The sequence below is a fragment of the Desulfomicrobium macestii genome, assembly GCF_014873765.1.
Classification (GTDB): Bacteria; Desulfobacterota; Desulfovibrionia; order Desulfovibrionales; family Desulfomicrobiaceae; genus Desulfomicrobium; species Desulfomicrobium macestii.
On record NZ_JADBGG010000018.1, the window covers coordinates 70,401 to 85,910 of the forward strand.

Consider the following 15,510-nt stretch of genomic DNA (forward strand, 5'->3'; position numbering starts at 1 on the left):
TTTTTATGCTCTGTTTTCGGCGCAGGGAGGGGGGGCGGGTTTTTGCAACGCTTCGGCTCAGGTACGGAACCGCCCGAGCAGGTTGAAGAGGTTGGAGGCCAGCCGGCGCAGCTCTTCCGCGTTGAGGGCCACTTCCGCCGTGTTCCGGTTGGTGCTTTCGGCCGCGCTGTTCACGTCCGCTATCTCGTCCGAGATGTCCCTTATGACCGCCGAACTCTGGGCCACGTTCACGTTGATTTCCTGCAGTCCTTGCGAAGCCTGCGCCACGTTGCCGGCGATGTCGCGCGTGGCCACGGACTGCTCTTCGATGGCGGCCGCCACGCTGGCGATGATGTTGTTTATCTCTTCGATGATCTTGGAGATGGTGATGATCTGACCTTCGGTGGTCTTGGACGTTCCCTGGACCTCGACGATACGCTCCTTGATCTCCTCCGTGGCTGTCGCGGTCTGCTTGGCCAGTTCCTTGATTTCATTGGCGACAACGGCAAACCCGCGCCCAGCTTCTCCAGCTCTCGCGGCCTCGATGGTGGCATTGAGGGCCAGCAGGTTGGTCTGATCCGAAATCTCGGTGATGATGGCGGTAACCTTGCCGATATCCATGGCCGCGTCGCCCAGCGCGCTCATTGCGGCTGTCGCGGCATCGGCCTCGGTCATTGCCCGCCCGGCGACGGTTCTGGCCTTTTCGGTGTTGGAGGCGATCTCGGTTATGGTCACAGCCATTTCTTCGGTGGCCGTGGCCACCATGTTGGTGTTCTGGGTGGTCTGCTCCATGGCGGCGGCCACGCTGCCGAACCTTGTGTTGAGATCCTGGGTCGCGGCGGCCACGGACTCTGCCTTGCGCGCCGCCTCGTTCGCACCGGAGGTCAAAGCCTGGGAGATGGACAGCAGGCGGTCCGAAGCGTTGTTCAGGCTTCCGCCGTTTGAGACAACCTCGCTGATTATGACGCGCAGCTTTTCCAGAAAGGTGTTGAACCAGCGCGCCATCTCGCCGATCTCATCGTTGGAGGTCACTTCGAGCTTGCGTGTCAGATCTCCTTCACCCTCGGCCACATCCTTGAGCATGCCGGTGGCGTTGATGACGGGTCTGGCCATGGTGTTGGCGAAGAATGCGGCCAGAGTCAGGAATATGGCCACGAGCACCACGGCCATGATCGCCATCTTGCGCAGCATGGAGTTGAATCCGATCATGACCTCCTCTTTTTCGATGACTCCAATGAGCTTCCAGCCCAGTCCCTCGATGGTGTGCACCTGGGCGAACCAGTCCTTACCGTCCATGACCACTTCCATTCCTCCCTGGTCGATCGTGTCCAGTTGCGCCAATGCCGGGACATCGCTTTCATTCATCTTCTTGAAATTGAGGTTTTCATGCCTGGGGTTGGCCAGGATTGTCCCGTCGTCCTGTACGAGAATCACGTATCCTGTCTGGCCCATGGGAGACTTTTCGATCAATTCGGTCAGCACCCCGAGCCCCACGTCCAGCCCTGTGCAGCCGATGATCTCGCCGCCTTCGGTGGTGATGGGGAACATGTTGCTGATGACCGCCTCGCCCGTCGTCGAAAGATAGGCAGGAGAAATGGATGCCTTGTTCGGAGTAGCCATGGCCGTGGTGTACCAGGGGCGTTTGCGGGGATCGTAACCGGGAGGCATCTCGCTTTCGCCTGAAGAGACGAAGCCGCCCCATTTGGTGCCGAGAAACACTTCGACGTATTCGGGATGCGTGGTGTGGATATTTTTAAAAAACCGCGCAATATTTTCTTCCAACGGACTGCGCACGATGTCCTTGGGAGCTTTCTTCACGGTCTCCTCGACATAGCTGTGCAGGCTTTCATCGGCCTGGAGCACCAGGGCGTCGCGGGCGATCATGGTCGTCATTTTCAGCGCCTTGTCGACAAAGATGCCGATGGCCCGGTCTATCTGGGATAATTCCTTGCCCGCGGAATTGTGAAACGTGTCGATGGACGATTCACGAATCTGGAGCCCCAGCACGACACATATGATCAGGATCGAGGTCAGGATGGTGGTGGTGAAGGCCAAAAGAAGCTTTTTTCGAATGGAGAGCTTCATGCGGATCTCCTTCCCCGTTTGGGGATGGGCTGATGTGACGGGCTGGTTCAAAGGGGGGGTACATATTTTTATGTATATGAGTAGAGCAGGATAAATCCAGTGTTTTTTGAGAGGAAATGCTCTTGTCACAGAATCGGCTTTTGCGGTCGGTCATGAATGTATGATCGGCGCAGGGCGGAGAGCCAAAAAAAAGCCGGTTACCCGGCTTTCAGGAGCACTTCAGTGCTCTTTTCTGGTGCGAAAATGTGGTCAGCAGTTGTTTGTGGCTGCAGGATCGCTTTCTTTTTCCTTGACCAGATATATGGCAGGCAGGGACACGAGGGTGGTGGCGAATTTGATCAGGGTGTTGCTGAAGAATATGGACCAGACCACGGCCCCCTCGAACAGGCCGCCAAAAGCGATCCAGCAGAAGATGAGGCTGTCCAGCGGGATGCTGACCGCGTTGCTGACCAGGACCCTGGACCATTGATGCCGGGCCGTGACCTTTTCCTTCCACAGGCTGTAGATTTCCGTGTCGGTCAGTTCGGAAATGACTTCGGCGATGATGGACGCGAAAACAAGCCGCCACAGGGGGGCCAGCACCTGTCCGAACTCCGCCTGCGAGCCCACGCCCATGTCCGGCGGCAAAATGGAGACCATCCAGAAATAGGCGGCCATGAGCAGATTGAAGCCGGCGGCGGTGATGATCATGAGCCGCGCGCCCTGCTTGCCCATGGTCTTGTGGACCATGTCGCGCAGGGTGAATGTCAGGGGATAGATGAAGGTGCCGGCGTCGATGGACATGCCGCCGAGTATGACGATGCGCAGGGAACCGACATCGGAAAATATCTGCAGGGCGATATAGGACGCCACGAGAATGACGATTGCGTTCATGGGATGCTCCGGAAGATGAATTCGGGCCTTTCCCTAGACTGAAGCGGCTGGGCTGTAAATGCCGGATTTGGGCATGCGCACGATCAGAAAAAGGGGTCCGACAGGTTTTCCGGTCAGGCCTGTTCGGATTCCTGCGCCAGTCGTTCGCGTTTGCGTTCTTCCAGACGCAATTCGCGGCGCATCATGGCTTCGCGGTTGCGGCGCTGGTGAGTCGGAGTCTCAAGGATGAGGTCCGGCACGGGCGCGGGCTTCTTGTCCGGGCCCATGGCCACGAAGGTCAGGTAGGCCGAGGCCGCGTGACGCTGCTCTCCGGTCATGAGATTTTCCACCACCACGCGAACCCCGATCTCCATGGACTGTTTCCCGACCCTGTTCACGCTGGCGTGCAGCAGCATGAGTTCTCCCACCTTGACGGCGGCCTTGAACTCCATGCGGTCGATGGAGGCCGTGACCACGCTCATGCGCGCGTGGCGCATGGCGCAGACTGCCCCGGCCAGGTCGAGGTGCTTCAATATCACCCCGCCGTGCACGTTCCCAGCCGGGTTGGCGTCTTCCGGCAGGGCGCGGTGGGTCATCAGGGTCTCGCTTTCGCTGACCTTGCGGGCGATAGAGCTCACGAGAGCCGTCCTTCTTCCAGTGCGTGGCAGGCGGCCTGACTGCCGCCCGGCTGGGGCAGCAGAGGCGGAATCTCACGGCGGCAGCGTTCGTCGACGAACGGGCAGCGGGTGTGAAAGACGCAGCCCGTGGGCAGCAGGATGGGAGTGGGCATCTCGCCCTTGAGGCGGATGTGCGAAAATCCCTTGCCGCCGAGCTTGGGGATGGCCGAGAGCAGCGCGCGGGAATAGGGGTGGCGCGGATCGCCGTAGAGGTTTTCCTTGCTGGCCAGTTCACAGAGCGTGCCCAGATACATGACGGCCACGCGGGTGCTGATGTGCTCGACCACCGAAAGATCGTGGGTGATGAACATGTAGGTCAGGCCGAAGCGTTCCTGACAGTCCATGATCAGATTCAGGATCTGCGCCTGGATGGATACGTCCAGGGCGGAGATGGGCTCGTCGGCCACGATGAACTCCGGGTCGACCATCAGCGCGCGGGCGATGCTGATGCGCTGGCGCTGGCCGCCGGAAAATTCGTGAGGAAAGCGTCCGGCCCAGGCCGGGTCGACTCCCACCTGACGCATGACCTCGGCCACCTTGTCCCGGACCTGCGAATTCGAAAGGTCGGGGAAGTGGAAATGGGTCGGTTCCTCGAGAATCTGGCGCACGGTCATGCGCGGGTTCAGCGATGCATAGGGGTCCTGAAAGACCATCTGCATCTTGCGGCGGTAGGGGAGCATCTCCTTGGGCGAGAGATTGTCGATGCGCTGCCCGCGAAAGGCGATTTCGCCGCTGGTGGGCGGGTAAAGGCCCAGCACCGTGCGCCCGAGGGTGGACTTGCCGCAGCCGGATTCGCCGACCACGGAGAGAATCTCGCCCTGCACGATGTCGAGGGAGACGTCGTTCAGGGCCTTGACCGTGGTCGTGGTCAGGGTCGGCATCGCGCCGGAAAAGCTGATCCGGTCCAGAAAGCCGCCGGAGATGTCGAAGTGCTTCACCACATTGGTGATCCGCACGAGGGAGTTGTTTTGTGCTGTCATGATCTACCTGGTTTGCGCGTAAAGATGACAGGCCACCAGGCCCGAGTTGTCCGAATTGCCGAAGAGTCCGGGCGTCTCGCGCCGGCAGATGTCCATGGCGTGTTCACAGCGCGGATGAAAGGCGCAGCCCGGGGGGATGCTGGTCAGGTTGGGCATCATGCCCGGAATCTGGTGCAGCCTGCCGCGCCCGCTCCCGCCCTGGGGCAGTGCCTGGATCAGGCCCTTGGTGTAGGGGTGCCGGGGACTTCCGACGATGCTTGTGGTCGAACCCTGCTCCACGATGCGCCCGGCGTACATGACCGCGATCTTCTCCGTGACCTGCGAGACCACGCCAAGGTCGTGAGTGATGAGGATGAGCCCCATGTTCTCGTGTTTGCACAGTTCAAGGAGCAGGGCCATGACCTCGGCCTGGATGGTCACATCAAGGGCCGTGGTGGGTTCGTCGGCGATGATCAGGCTCGGGTTGGTCAGGAGCGATATGGCGATGACCACGCGCTGGCGCATGCCGCCGGAGAGTTCATGAGGATACTGGCCGAGGCGTTTGCCGGGCGAGGAAATGTAGACCTTCTGGAGCTTTTCGAGCGCGATCTCGCGGGCATGGGCGGTGCTGACCTGATTGTGGGCCTGGATGGTCTCGACCATCTGGGTGCCGATGGTCAGCACGGGGTTCAGGGTCATCATCGGGTCCTGGAAGATCATGCTGATGCGGTTGCCCCGAATGTCGCGCATCTGCTCCAGCGGATAGGAGCTGATCTCCTCGCCTTCGAAGAGGACGCGGCCGGAGGCGATGAATCCGGGCTTGCTTATGAGGTTGATGATGGAGAACCCGGCCACGGACTTGCCCGCGCCCGATTCGCCCACCAGTCCCATGCGTTCGCCGGGATTGAGCGTGAAATTGATGCCGTTCAAGGCCGTGAGGTCTCCGGAACGCAGGCCGAATTTGACCACCAGATCCTGCACTTCAAGAAGATGGGTCATTGGTCATCCTTTGTACAGTTTGGGGTTGAGAACGTCCTGCACCCAGTCGCCGAGCAGGTTGATGACCAGAATCAGCAGCACGAGCAGAAATCCGGGAAACATGGTGATCCACCACGAACCGCTGAAGATGTAGTCGAAGCCCGAGTTGATGAGCGATCCCAGGGACGGCTTGGTGATGGGCATGCCCAGCCCCAGAAAGGACAGGGCGGCCTCGCTCATGATGGCGTGGGCCACCTGTACGGTGGACAGAACCAGGATGGGCGACATGGTGTTCGGGAGGATGTGCCGCCACATGATGCGGCCCGCGGGCAGGCCCATGACCCGCGCCGCCTCCACGTACTCCTTCTTTTTCTCGGCCAGGACCGAGGCGCGCACGGTGCGCGCGTACTGCGGCCACTCGGCGATGCCGATGACCAGCACCAGAAATGGCACCGCCATGCGCTCGAAAGAGGCCACGCCGAAGACGGCCTGGAAGATGGCCGAGAGGAAGATGGCCACCATGAGGGTCGAGAAGCTGAGCTGCACGTCGGCCATGCGCATCAGGAAATTGTCGATCTTTCCTCCCTTGTATCCGGCCAGAAGGCCGAGCACGATGCCGATGACTGCCTGCATGAACACGGCGCCGACGCCGATGATCAGCGAGATGCGCATGCCGTAGAGCATGGTGCTGAGCATGTCCCGGCCCTGGGCGTCGGTGCCCAGGGTGAAGCTCTTGTCGCCTCCGTCCATCCACACGGGCGGGAGTTCCGAGTCCATGATGTTGATGGTGGTGGTGTCATAGGGGTCGTGGGGAGCGATGACCGGCGCGCCGAAGGCGGACAGGGTCAGCACGGTCAGCACGACGAAGCTGCTCATGGCCACGGGGTCATGCAGAAAACTGTACAAAAAGTACGAGCCGCGGAATTGCTTCCAAAGTCTCATTATTTCCTTCCTGTGATGCGGACCATGGGATTGACCAGGCCATAGATGATGTCAACGGCGGTGTTCACCACGACAAAGATGATGCCGACAAAAATCAGATAGGCCACCAGAAGCGAGGTGTCGGCACGCTCGACGGCTTCCAGGAAAAGAAAGCCGAGTCCGCCCCACTGGAAAACCGTCTCGGTCAGAATGGTGAAGGCGATCATGGTGCCGATCTGAACGCCGCCCACGGTGATGACCGGCAGGAGCGTGTTCTTGAAGGCGTGCACGAACCAGATGCGCATGCGCGGCAGGCCCTTGGCCCAGGCGAACTTGACGTATTCGGTCTCTAGCACCTCCATCATCTCCGAGCGGATGAGGCGCACGAAGAGCGGCAGCATCAGCGCGGTCAGGGCCGTGGTCGGCAGGATGAGATGCCGCAGGCCGTCGAGGGTCAACAGCCCGGATTCCCAGCCCCAGACGTTCACGGTTTCCCCGCGCCCGTAGGACGGCAACCAGTTCAGTTCGATGGCGAAGACGTAGATGAGCAGAATGGCGATGAGAAAAATTGGTACGGACACGCCGATGGTGCTCAAGCCCATGATCAGCCTTGAAAGCAGCCTTTTGGGATAGATGGCGCTGTAGATGCCCATGGGTATGGACAGGACGACAATGAGGAAAGTGCAGCACATGACCAGCTCGATGGTGGCCGGAGCCTTGTTCAGGATGACTTCCATGGCCGGCTTCTTGTAGAAGAAGGACTGGCCGATGTTGCCCTGCATGGCGCCTTTCAAAAAGCGTCCGTACTGGATGAGAAACGGGTCGTTGAGCCCCAGCTTCTCGCGGATGGCGTCGCGCTCGGCGGCTGAAACCGAAATGCCGGTCAGTTCCCGCACCGGGTCGCCCACGCTCTGCTTGAGGGCGAAGCCGATGAAGCTGATGATGAGCATGACGATGATGGCTTGAATAATACGGCGGACAGTGAATGCAAACATGTGTGAATCCGTTGCCGTCCTGACGGTCAGGAGCGCCTGCGGCCGCGCGGACGGGGGGTGTTTGTTCGAAAAAGGGCAGGCCTCGTGAAAAGCCTGCCCCGCGTACACAGTCTTGGCGAATGGATCAAGTCTTCAAACGGGACTATTCCACGACCAGGTCGCCAAGGTAGGGGAAGTCCATGATGTTGACGACGGGCTCGATGTCCACGCCCTTCTTGGCTGCCCAGGACAGATTCTGCCAGTGCAGGGGCACGTAGGCGGCATCTTCGTAGGCGATCTTCTCGACTTCCTGCAGCAGCGCTCTGCGCTTGACGCGGTCGTTCTCGACGTTGGCCTGGTTGACCAGTTCGTCAAGCTTGGCGTTGCAGTAGTTGCCGCTGTTGTACTGGCCCTTGCCGGTGTCCTTGTTGGGGCACATGAGCAGGTACTCGGAGTAGTTGGCGGAGTCCTCGGTGTCGGAATGCCAGCCGATCATCTGGATGTCGGCCACCTGGGCGTCGAACTCATCCCAGTACTGGGCCTTGGGCATGGTTTTGAGGCTGACCTTGATGCCGATCTTGGAGAGCATGGAAACCACGGCCTCGGCGATCTTTTCGTCGTTCACGTAACGGTTGTTGGGGGCGATCATGGTCGCCTCGAAGCCCTTCTCGAATCCGGCTTCCTTCATGAGCTGCTTGGCCTTGGCCAGATCGAAGCGGGGAGTCAGACCTTCCACATAGCCGTCGAAGCCTTCGGGACCCTGCTGCTGCGCGGCGGTGGCGGTGCCCTTCATGAGCTTGGCCACGATGCCGGCGTTGTCGATGGCCGCGATGATGGCCTGGCGAACCTTCAGGTTGGCGAATTCGGGCTTTCTCTTCTGGTTGAGCTGGAAGGTGATGATGCGGCTGCCGGCCATGCTGACCAGATTGATGTCCTTGTTGGTGCTCAGACGATCGAAATCCTGGGGAGGAACAGGGGCGATGAAGTCAACGCCGCCGGACAGAAGGGCCGCCGTGCGGGTCGCGTTTTCCTTGATGGGGGTGAGGATGATCTCGCTCACGTTGCCCTTGCTGTCCTTGTCCCAGTAGTCGGCGAAGCGCTTGTAGACCATCTTCACGCCCTGCTCGCGGGATTCCACGTAGAAGGGACCGGTGCCGGACTGGTTCTGGTTGGCAAACGAGTACTCGGTCTTGACGATGGCGTCCTTGGGCAGGCCTTTCTCGTCGGTGCCGGTGTAGAATTTGGAATCAAGGGGGAAAATGTAGGTGGCCATGTTTTCCACCAGCGGATAGGGCTCGGTGGTGATGATGTCGATGGTGTAGTCATCGATGATCTTCGGCTCGGCGAAGGACGTGAACAGACCCTTGAAGTCCTCGCTCTTCTTCAGGCGGTCCATGGTCCAGGCCACGTCGGCCGCAGTGAAGGTGTTGCCGGAGTGAAACTTGACGCCTTCGCGCAGATAAAAACGCACGGTCAAATCATCGATGCGCTCCCACTTGGTGGCCAGGCGCGGTTCGAACTTCATGTCCTTGGTCCAGCGGATCAGCGGATCAAAGCACAGATGGGTGTACTGCAGCATGCCGCCGGAGAGCTGGACATGCGGGTCCATGGATTCCGGGTCGGCGTCGAGGGCCATTTTCAGCGTCTTGCCCTGGGCGGACGTAGCAAGAAAAATGAATGCCAGTGCGAAAAAGAGCAGTTTTTTCACAAACAACCTCCTTGAATGATGAATCGGTATGACGTCCTGCCGGGAACATCCCGGCGGGGTTTTCACATGAGCTTGGGCTGGTTGATAAGTATTTGGCAAAACAATCTGATTCGTGCCTGGCCGTAGATGACAAGGCGGCAATACGCATAGCTGATTATGGAAAATAACTGAAGCGAAAAATTTCCCCGGACTATATATAATCGGTTCTGGTCGATGACCAGGGCCCCGCCGCCGAATTCCGCCTGTGGGCTGGATTTCCGTAAGCATCGCGGCTAACGTGCCGCACTTTCACTGCATCAGCGCTTGAACTTGTCCGTGGAGACTTCGCATGCGATCGATATTTTTCTGGATGATTTTTTTGCTGCTTCCGTGCCCGCTCCAGGCCCGGACCATCGTTTTCGCCCCTCTGCCCATGGAAAGCCGGGAGACGGTGCTCAAGCAGTTCATGCCCCTGGCGTTCTACCTGAAGCAGACCCTGGGGCATGAAATCGAATTCGATTACTCTGACAATTACGCTCAGATTCTGGAAAAATTCAGGCAGGGCAAGGTCGATCTGGCCTACCTGGGGCCGCTGCCCTACGTGTCGCTTCGCAGCATCGACGAGCACGCCGTGCCGCTGGTTCATTTCAACGAAGCTTCGGGAAGGCCTCTTTACACATGCTCCATTGTCGCCCTCGCCGACGCGAATTTCACCCTGGCCAACATGGAGAAGCGCAAGGTCGCCTTGACCCAGCCTTTGTCCACCTGCGGCTTTCTGTCCACCAACGGCTTGCTGCGCAAGCAGGGCTCCAGTCTGGCCGGAAATTTGTACCGTTACGTGAGCAAGCACGACGAGGTGGCCATGGCCGTGGTGCGCGGCGAGTTCGATATCGGCGGGCTCAAGACCGCCATCGCCGAGAAATATGGACACCTCGGGCTGGTCGTGCTGGCCCGCACGTCCCCGCTTCCTGCCTTCGCCCTCATCGGCAACGGCGCGACCTTGAGCGCCGTGGAGCGAGAAGCCATCCGCGATGCCCTGACCCGCCTTGATCCGGCCGGAAGGGACAAGGCGCTGCTCGAAACCTGGGGCGCGAACATCCGCCATGGGGCGGTGCCTGCCCGGGACGGCGATTATGCTCCGGTGCGCGAGCTGCTTGGAGACACCCTCATTCCGGAAACCGGAAACTTCTAGATGGCTTCCATCCGCGAATCCATCCGTGAGTCCATCAACGAGCGCCACTTATTGGTGGTGCTCACCCTTGTCATCGGCCTTGGCGCCTGTTTTTTTCTGTACACGCACTTCGCCCAGAAGGAGCGGGCTCATTTCTCCGAGAAGAAGAGCGTCCTTGAGACGGCTTTCAAGGCCAGCGTGCAGATGTACCGACTGGCCATGGAGGGATTTTACGACACGTCCCTGAATACCGGGGAAGTGCTCGAACTCATGCGCGAAGCTTCCGGGGCGCAGGAGAACGAAAAGGCGCTGGCGCGCGGGCGTCTCTACAGAAAGCTGTTTCCGCTTTTCGAGGCCATGCAGCGTCAAAACCTGCGCCAGCTGCATTTTCATCTGGCCGACGGCACGAGTTTCCTGCGCTTCAACATGTCCGAGCATTACGGAGACCGGCTTTTCGAAACCCGCCCGCTGGTGAAGTACGCAAGCGAATTCAAAAAGCCCGCGCAGGGCTTTGAAATCGGACATACGGGCACGGGATTTCGCTACATATTTCCCCTGGGCGATGGCGACAGGCATCTGGGTAGCGTGGAGACGCTCATCACCACCAAGGCACTGCGCGACGCGCTGGCGGGCATCGACCCCGGCCGCGAAAGTTCGTTCATCCTATCCGGCGAATTGAACGACGCGCTGCTTTTTCCCGAACAAAAATGGCTCTACAGCGCATCGACCCTGAATCCCGATTTTCTGGTGGAGGACGCCAACGCCTTTCTGCCGACCAGCCCTCCGCCCCTGTCGCCGCAGGCTCTGAGCATCAACAAGGCCCTCGCCGGTGATCCGGACCTGGATGCCGCCATGGAGCAGGGCCTGTCTTTCGCCACCAGCGTCAATGTCGATGGCGCCGATTTCGATGTGATCCTGTTGCCTCTGAAGGATATCCTGGAGCGCACCACGGGCTATCTGGTCAGCTACTCGCGTGATCGGGCCGTGGCCTCATACCGGCGGGAGTTCCATACCTCCATGTTTCTTGCGGCCGGGGTTCTGGCCCTGCTTTTCGTGCTGATTTCCAGACTGCGTGAGCGAAGTCTGGCCCTTGATGCAGAGCGCGGCAATCTGCGCGCAATGAACGACGCACTGGCCGAAGGCGTGTACGTCACCAATCCCGAGGGCGTCATAACCCGGATCAATCCGGCCGGGTGCCAGATTCTCGGATACTCCGAAGAGGAACTTCTGGGGCGGATCGGTCACGATATCTTTCATTGCCACAAAGGGAACACGTACCTGTCGAAGTCCGACTGCCCGTTTCTGAAGGCGCTCAGCCGTGGTGAGCCGTACGACGCGCAGGAGTGCTTTCTGGGCAAGGACGGAAAACTCCTGCAGGTGGAAGTGGCCAGCCGTCCAATTTTCAGCAAGGGGCTTTTCGTCAGCACGGTGACGGCCTTTCACGACATCACCGAGCGCAAGCACACGGAAATGGCACTGCAGGAGAGCGAATTTCTGCAGCGCAGCCTGATGGAGCATCTCCCGGTGGGGCTGATCATCATCGATGCGAAGACCAGAATCATCGAGAAGATCAACCCGGCCGCGGCCCTGCTTTTTGGCGCGCCCGAAGCGGAGATCGTCGGGAAGCGCTGTCACCGCTTCCTGTGTCCGGCCAGCGAGAGCCGTTGCCCCATAGTGGATCTGGGCCGCAACATGGACAATTCCGACCGGATGATGATCCGTTCGGACGGAACAGGCATTCCGGTGCTCAAGACCGTGACCAGGATCAGTGTCGGCGGAACGGACAAGCTGCTTGAGTGTCTGGTGGACATCCGGGACAGGAAGGAGGCCGAGGAGTCCATGCGGATGCTCAACCGGCAGCTCGAGCAAACCATCGCCCGCGCCGAGAAGCTGGCCAGCGAGGCGGAAGTCGCCAACCAGGCCAAAAGCAGTTTTCTGGCCATCATGAGCCATGAAATCCGCACGCCCATGAACGCCATTCTCGGCATGGTCCACCTGGCCCTCGGCACCGACCTCTCCATCCGCCAGCGCGATTATCTGACCAAGGTCGAGCGCTCGGCCAAGGCGTTGCTTGGCATCCTGAACGACATCCTTGATTTTTCCAGGGTCGAGGCGGGCAAGATCGCCCTGGAGAATGTCGAGTTCGACCTGACCGAGGTTCTGGATAATCTGGCTGCGGTCGTGGGCGTGCGCGTCCAGGAGGGGCCGGAGTTTGTGATCATGGTCGGCGGCGATGTGCCGCGTGTGCTTATCGGAGATCCCTTGCGCCTCGGCCAGATCCTGATCAACCTGGCGGGCAACGCCGCCAAATTCACGCACGAGGGAGAGATTCGGGTCAGCGTTTCCCTTGAGGACACTACTGCGGGCCAGTCCGCGCGGCTTGGCTTCGAAGTGATGGACACCGGCATCGGCATGACTTCGGAACAGATCAAAACCCTCTTCAGCCCGTTTTCCCAGGGAGACGCCTCGACCACAAGACGCTACGGGGGCAGCGGGTTGGGGCTGTCCATCTGCAAGCACCTCGTGGAACTCATGGGCGGGGAATTGAGCGTGAGCAGCCAACCTGCAAAGGGAAGCACGTTCGCTTTCAAGGCTGACTTTCTCCTCTCATCCACGGCTCCGTCCGCCGGCGATTTTTCCGGAATTCTGGAAGAGGCCCGTCAGTGGCGCATGCTGGTCATCGACGACCTGGATTCATCCCGCCAAGTCATTCTGGATGCTCTGCACGGCATGGGTCTGGATGCCGTGGGGGTGGCTTCGGCGGCTCTGGGGCTCGACGTGCTCGAAAACAACCGAGACGGCGCGCCCTGGCTCGCGCTTGTGGACTGGAAGTTGCCGGATATGAGCGGCTTTGATCTCTTCGAGCGCATGGCCCGTCTTCCCGGCCCTGATCCTGCTCCCCGGGCGATCCTGCTGTGCCCCTTCGGCCAGGGTACGTTGATCAAGAGCGCCCCCGAACATGGGTTCGCGGCCGTGGTGACCAAGCCCGTGAGCCGCACATCCCTGGCCAACGGGGTGTCCGAGGCCCTGGGCGTTGATTTGCAGCTCGGCCAGTATTGTCCCGTCAATCTCGCCGGCGAGAGCCGGTCCCTGTATGATGGCGGACGCATCCTGCTGGCCGAGGACAACGAACTCAATCAGCAGGTGGCCAAGGGCATTCTGGAGCAGGCAGGCCTGACCGTGGTCCTGGCGTCGAACGGCCGGGAGGCCCTGAAAATGGCCGAGGAGGGCGAGTTCGACCTGATCTTCATGGATATCCAGATGCCCCTCATGGATGGTTTCGAGGCCGCGCGGCGGATAAAGTCCATCACGCGCCTGGTCGGCCTGCCCATCGTGGCCATGACGGCTCATGTCCTCCCCGAGGAGCAGCAGCGGATCAGGGAAGGAGGCATGGACGATCATGTCTTCAAACCCATCGATCCGGACGAGGTGTATCGCGTGCTGAACCGTTGGCTGCAACCCAAGGCCTGCCGCGTGGCCCTGCCTGTCCAGATGCCGGAAAGTCAGGACGTTCCTGTCTTGCGGGACATCGACACGTGCGGAGGAGTGAGGCGTTTTCTGGGCGACAAGGATGCGTATTTCAAGACTCTTTTGCAGGTGCGCCGGGAGTATTCACAGGCCATGTCCGTGCTGCGCGCCCAGCTTGAGGGCGGAGCGTTCAAGGAAGCCAGAATGTATGTGCACACTTTGCTCGGGATGTGCGGCAATCTTGGCGCCACAAGGGTCGTGACGGCGGCCGCTGATCTTGAACGCGCTCTGGATGCTGAAAACCTGCACGAGGTTGACGCCCTGTACGTTCAAATGCGCATCAGCTTTGATGCCATGCTCAGCGAAATAGGCAGGATTGGGGATTTCACGGCCAAGGACCGTCGGCTTCCCGCTCTGGATGACCGGGATCTGGCTCTGTTGCTGGAGGAACTTTTGCCCGGATTGCGCTCACGCACGCCCATGAACTGTCAGGCCGTGGCGGACAAGCTCTGCAACGCGATTCCTTCAAGGAATTACCAGGGAGATGTGGCCCGGGTTTGCGCTCTCATGGATCAGTACAACTACGCGCCGGCGTTGGCGCTTGTGGAAAACATGCTGGAACGGATGCACAGGGGACGATGATGGAGCTTTCGCATTGCAGGGTGCTGGCGGTCGACGACACCAAGCTGAATCTGGACATACTGGTCAACTCTCTTGGGGCCGACTATGAGCTCGCCGTGGCGCTTGACGGGGTCACGGCCCTGAAGATGGTGCAGGCCTCACCCCCTGATCTGATTCTGCTCGACATCATGATGCCGGGCATGAACGGCTATGAGGTCCTGGCCAAGCTCAAGAGCCGCCCCGAGACCAGGGCGGTGCCGGTCATCATGATTTCGGCGCTCTCGGACCTGCACACCAAGTCCAGGGGTTTCCAGCTCGGAGCCGTGGACTATGTCAGCAAGCCTTTTGAAGTCGAGGAACTCAGGGCCAGGGTGCGGACGCATCTGTCGCTTGCGCAGGCTCACAAGGATCTGCGGCGGCACAACGAAATTCTGGAGGAAAAGGTCAGGGAGCGGACCCGGGAGCTCATCCTGACCCAGCAGGCCACCATCGAGAGCATGGCCGCACTGGCCGAGTATCGCGATCCCGAAACCGGACTGCACATTCATCGCGTGAAGGGCTACGTGACCTTGCTGGCCGAGGAATTGCGAAGTCTGCCCAACTACGCCGGATTGCTGAGCCGTGACTACATCGAAATCCTTGCCCTCTCTTCGCCCCTGCACGACATCGGCAAGGTGGGAGTGCCGGATCAGATTCTTCTGAAGCCCGGTCCGCTGAACGCCGACGAATTCCGGGAAATGCAGCGCCACACCGATTACGGCCGCAACGCCATCCTCTCCGTGCAGAAGAAGCTCGGCTCGATGCCTTTTTTGAAGATTGCCGAGGACATCGTGTACACCCACCACGAAAAATGGGACGGCACCGGGTATCCCAGAGGACTTGCCGGGACCGACATTCCTCTTTCGGGCAGGATCATGGCCCTGGCCGATGTGTACGATGCGCTCATCAGCCGCAGGGTCTACAAGGCGCCCTTTACCCATACCCGTGCGATGGAGATAATCATCGACGGTGCGGGGACGCATTTTGATCCCGATTTGGTGAGTGTCTTCGGCGAGTTCGCTCCGGGCTTCAGGCAGGTGGCGCTGTTCAATTCCGAGTCCGACGAACAGCGCGAAGCCCTTATGTGCTGAAAATGCCC

General features: G+C 60.0%; 11 protein-coding genes. 3 read left to right on the forward strand and 8 right to left on the reverse strand.

The annotated features are described in order from the left end of the window. Positions 1 to 57: 57 nt before the first annotated feature. The 8 genes from H4684_RS12395 to H4684_RS12430 form a co-directional block, all read right to left on the reverse strand. The gene (locus tag H4684_RS12395; protein WP_192623970.1) at positions 58 to 2,064 is read right to left on the reverse strand and encodes a methyl-accepting chemotaxis protein; all 2,007 of its coding nucleotides are present in this window, start codon (positions 2,062 to 2,064) and stop codon (positions 58 to 60) included. A gap of 249 nt (positions 2,065 to 2,313) precedes the next feature. After that, the gene (locus H4684_RS12400) at positions 2,314 to 2,937 is read right to left on the reverse strand and encodes a queuosine precursor transporter (RefSeq protein ID WP_192623971.1); all 624 of its coding nucleotides are present in this window, start codon (positions 2,935 to 2,937) and stop codon (positions 2,314 to 2,316) included. A 113-nt stretch (positions 2,938 to 3,050) separates the two neighbouring features. Beyond that, entirely contained in the window at positions 3,051 to 3,512 is a 462-nt protein-coding gene (locus tag H4684_RS12405; RefSeq protein WP_092191435.1) for an acyl-CoA thioesterase, read from the reverse strand. 38 nt (positions 3,513 to 3,550) lie between these two features. Beyond that, the gene (locus H4684_RS12410) at positions 3,551 to 4,573 is read right to left on the reverse strand and encodes an ABC transporter ATP-binding protein (protein ID WP_192623972.1); all 1,023 of its coding nucleotides are present in this window, start codon (positions 4,571 to 4,573) and stop codon (positions 3,551 to 3,553) included. Between the two features lie 3 nt (positions 4,574 to 4,576). Further along, on the reverse strand, positions 4,577 to 5,551 hold the full coding sequence (locus tag H4684_RS12415) for an ABC transporter ATP-binding protein (RefSeq protein ID WP_092191035.1): 975 nt from the start codon (positions 5,549 to 5,551) through the stop codon (positions 4,577 to 4,579). 3 nt (positions 5,552 to 5,554) lie between these two features. Next, positions 5,555 to 6,472: an ABC transporter permease gene (locus tag H4684_RS12420; protein ID WP_092191037.1), complete on the reverse strand. Its 918-nt coding sequence runs from the start codon at positions 6,470 to 6,472 to the stop codon at positions 5,555 to 5,557. Continuing rightward, positions 6,472 to 7,446 (reverse strand): ABC transporter permease, encoded by a 975-nt coding sequence (locus tag H4684_RS12425; protein WP_092191039.1) that lies wholly within the window; start codon positions 7,444 to 7,446, stop codon positions 6,472 to 6,474. The genes H4684_RS12420 and H4684_RS12425 overlap by 1 nt, the downstream gene beginning before the upstream one ends. Positions 7,447 to 7,588: 142 nt before the next feature. Then, positions 7,589 to 9,133 (reverse strand): ABC transporter substrate-binding protein, encoded by a 1,545-nt coding sequence (locus tag H4684_RS12430; protein ID WP_092191041.1) that lies wholly within the window; start codon positions 9,131 to 9,133, stop codon positions 7,589 to 7,591. Between the two features lie 328 nt (positions 9,134 to 9,461). On the opposite strand from H4684_RS12430, the gene H4684_RS12435 reads away from it, so the two are divergent. Genes H4684_RS12435 through H4684_RS12445 form a run of 3 tightly spaced genes read left to right on the forward strand, consistent with a single transcriptional unit; the run spans position 9,462 to position 15,502 of the window. Next, entirely contained in the window at positions 9,462 to 10,304 is an 843-nt protein-coding gene (locus H4684_RS12435) for a PhnD/SsuA/transferrin family substrate-binding protein (RefSeq protein WP_225940400.1), read from the forward strand. After that, positions 10,305 to 14,393, forward strand: a complete 4,089-nt coding sequence (locus H4684_RS12440; RefSeq protein ID WP_192623973.1) for a response regulator — start codon at positions 10,305 to 10,307, stop codon at positions 14,391 to 14,393. Further along, a complete protein-coding gene (locus tag H4684_RS12445; protein ID WP_225940401.1) occupies positions 14,393 to 15,502 on the forward strand; it encodes an HD-GYP domain-containing protein in 1,110 nt (369 codons plus the stop codon). The genes H4684_RS12440 and H4684_RS12445 overlap by 1 nt, the downstream gene beginning before the upstream one ends. Positions 15,503 to 15,510 lie beyond the last annotated feature (8 nt).

Excerpts from the sequence above, each read along its gene's own strand:
- H4684_RS12405 (WP_092191435.1), bottom strand. The coding sequence starts at position 3,512 with ATGACCCACCGCGCCCTGCCGGAAGACGCCAACCCGGCTGGGAACGTG.
- H4684_RS12445 (WP_225940401.1), top strand. The coding sequence starts at position 14,393 with ATGGAGCTTTCGCATTGCAGGGTGCTGGCGGTCGACGACACCAAGCTG.
- H4684_RS12395 (WP_192623970.1), bottom strand. The coding sequence starts at position 2,064 with ATGAAGCTCTCCATTCGAAAAAAGCTTCTTTTGGCCTTCACCACCACC.
- H4684_RS12440 (WP_192623973.1), top strand. The coding sequence starts at position 10,305 with ATGGCTTCCATCCGCGAATCCATCCGTGAGTCCATCAACGAGCGCCAC.
- H4684_RS12400 (WP_192623971.1), bottom strand. The coding sequence starts at position 2,937 with ATGAACGCAATCGTCATTCTCGTGGCGTCCTATATCGCCCTGCAGATA.
- H4684_RS12420 (WP_092191037.1), bottom strand. The coding sequence starts at position 6,472 with ATGAGACTTTGGAAGCAATTCCGCGGCTCGTACTTTTTGTACAGTTTT.
- H4684_RS12415 (WP_092191035.1), bottom strand. The coding sequence starts at position 5,551 with ATGACCCATCTTCTTGAAGTGCAGGATCTGGTGGTCAAATTCGGCCTG.
- H4684_RS12435 (WP_225940400.1), top strand. The coding sequence starts at position 9,462 with ATGCGATCGATATTTTTCTGGATGATTTTTTTGCTGCTTCCGTGCCCG.
- H4684_RS12425 (WP_092191039.1), bottom strand. The coding sequence starts at position 7,446 with ATGTTTGCATTCACTGTCCGCCGTATTATTCAAGCCATCATCGTCATG.
- H4684_RS12410 (WP_192623972.1), bottom strand. The coding sequence starts at position 4,573 with ATGACAGCACAAAACAACTCCCTCGTGCGGATCACCAATGTGGTGAAG.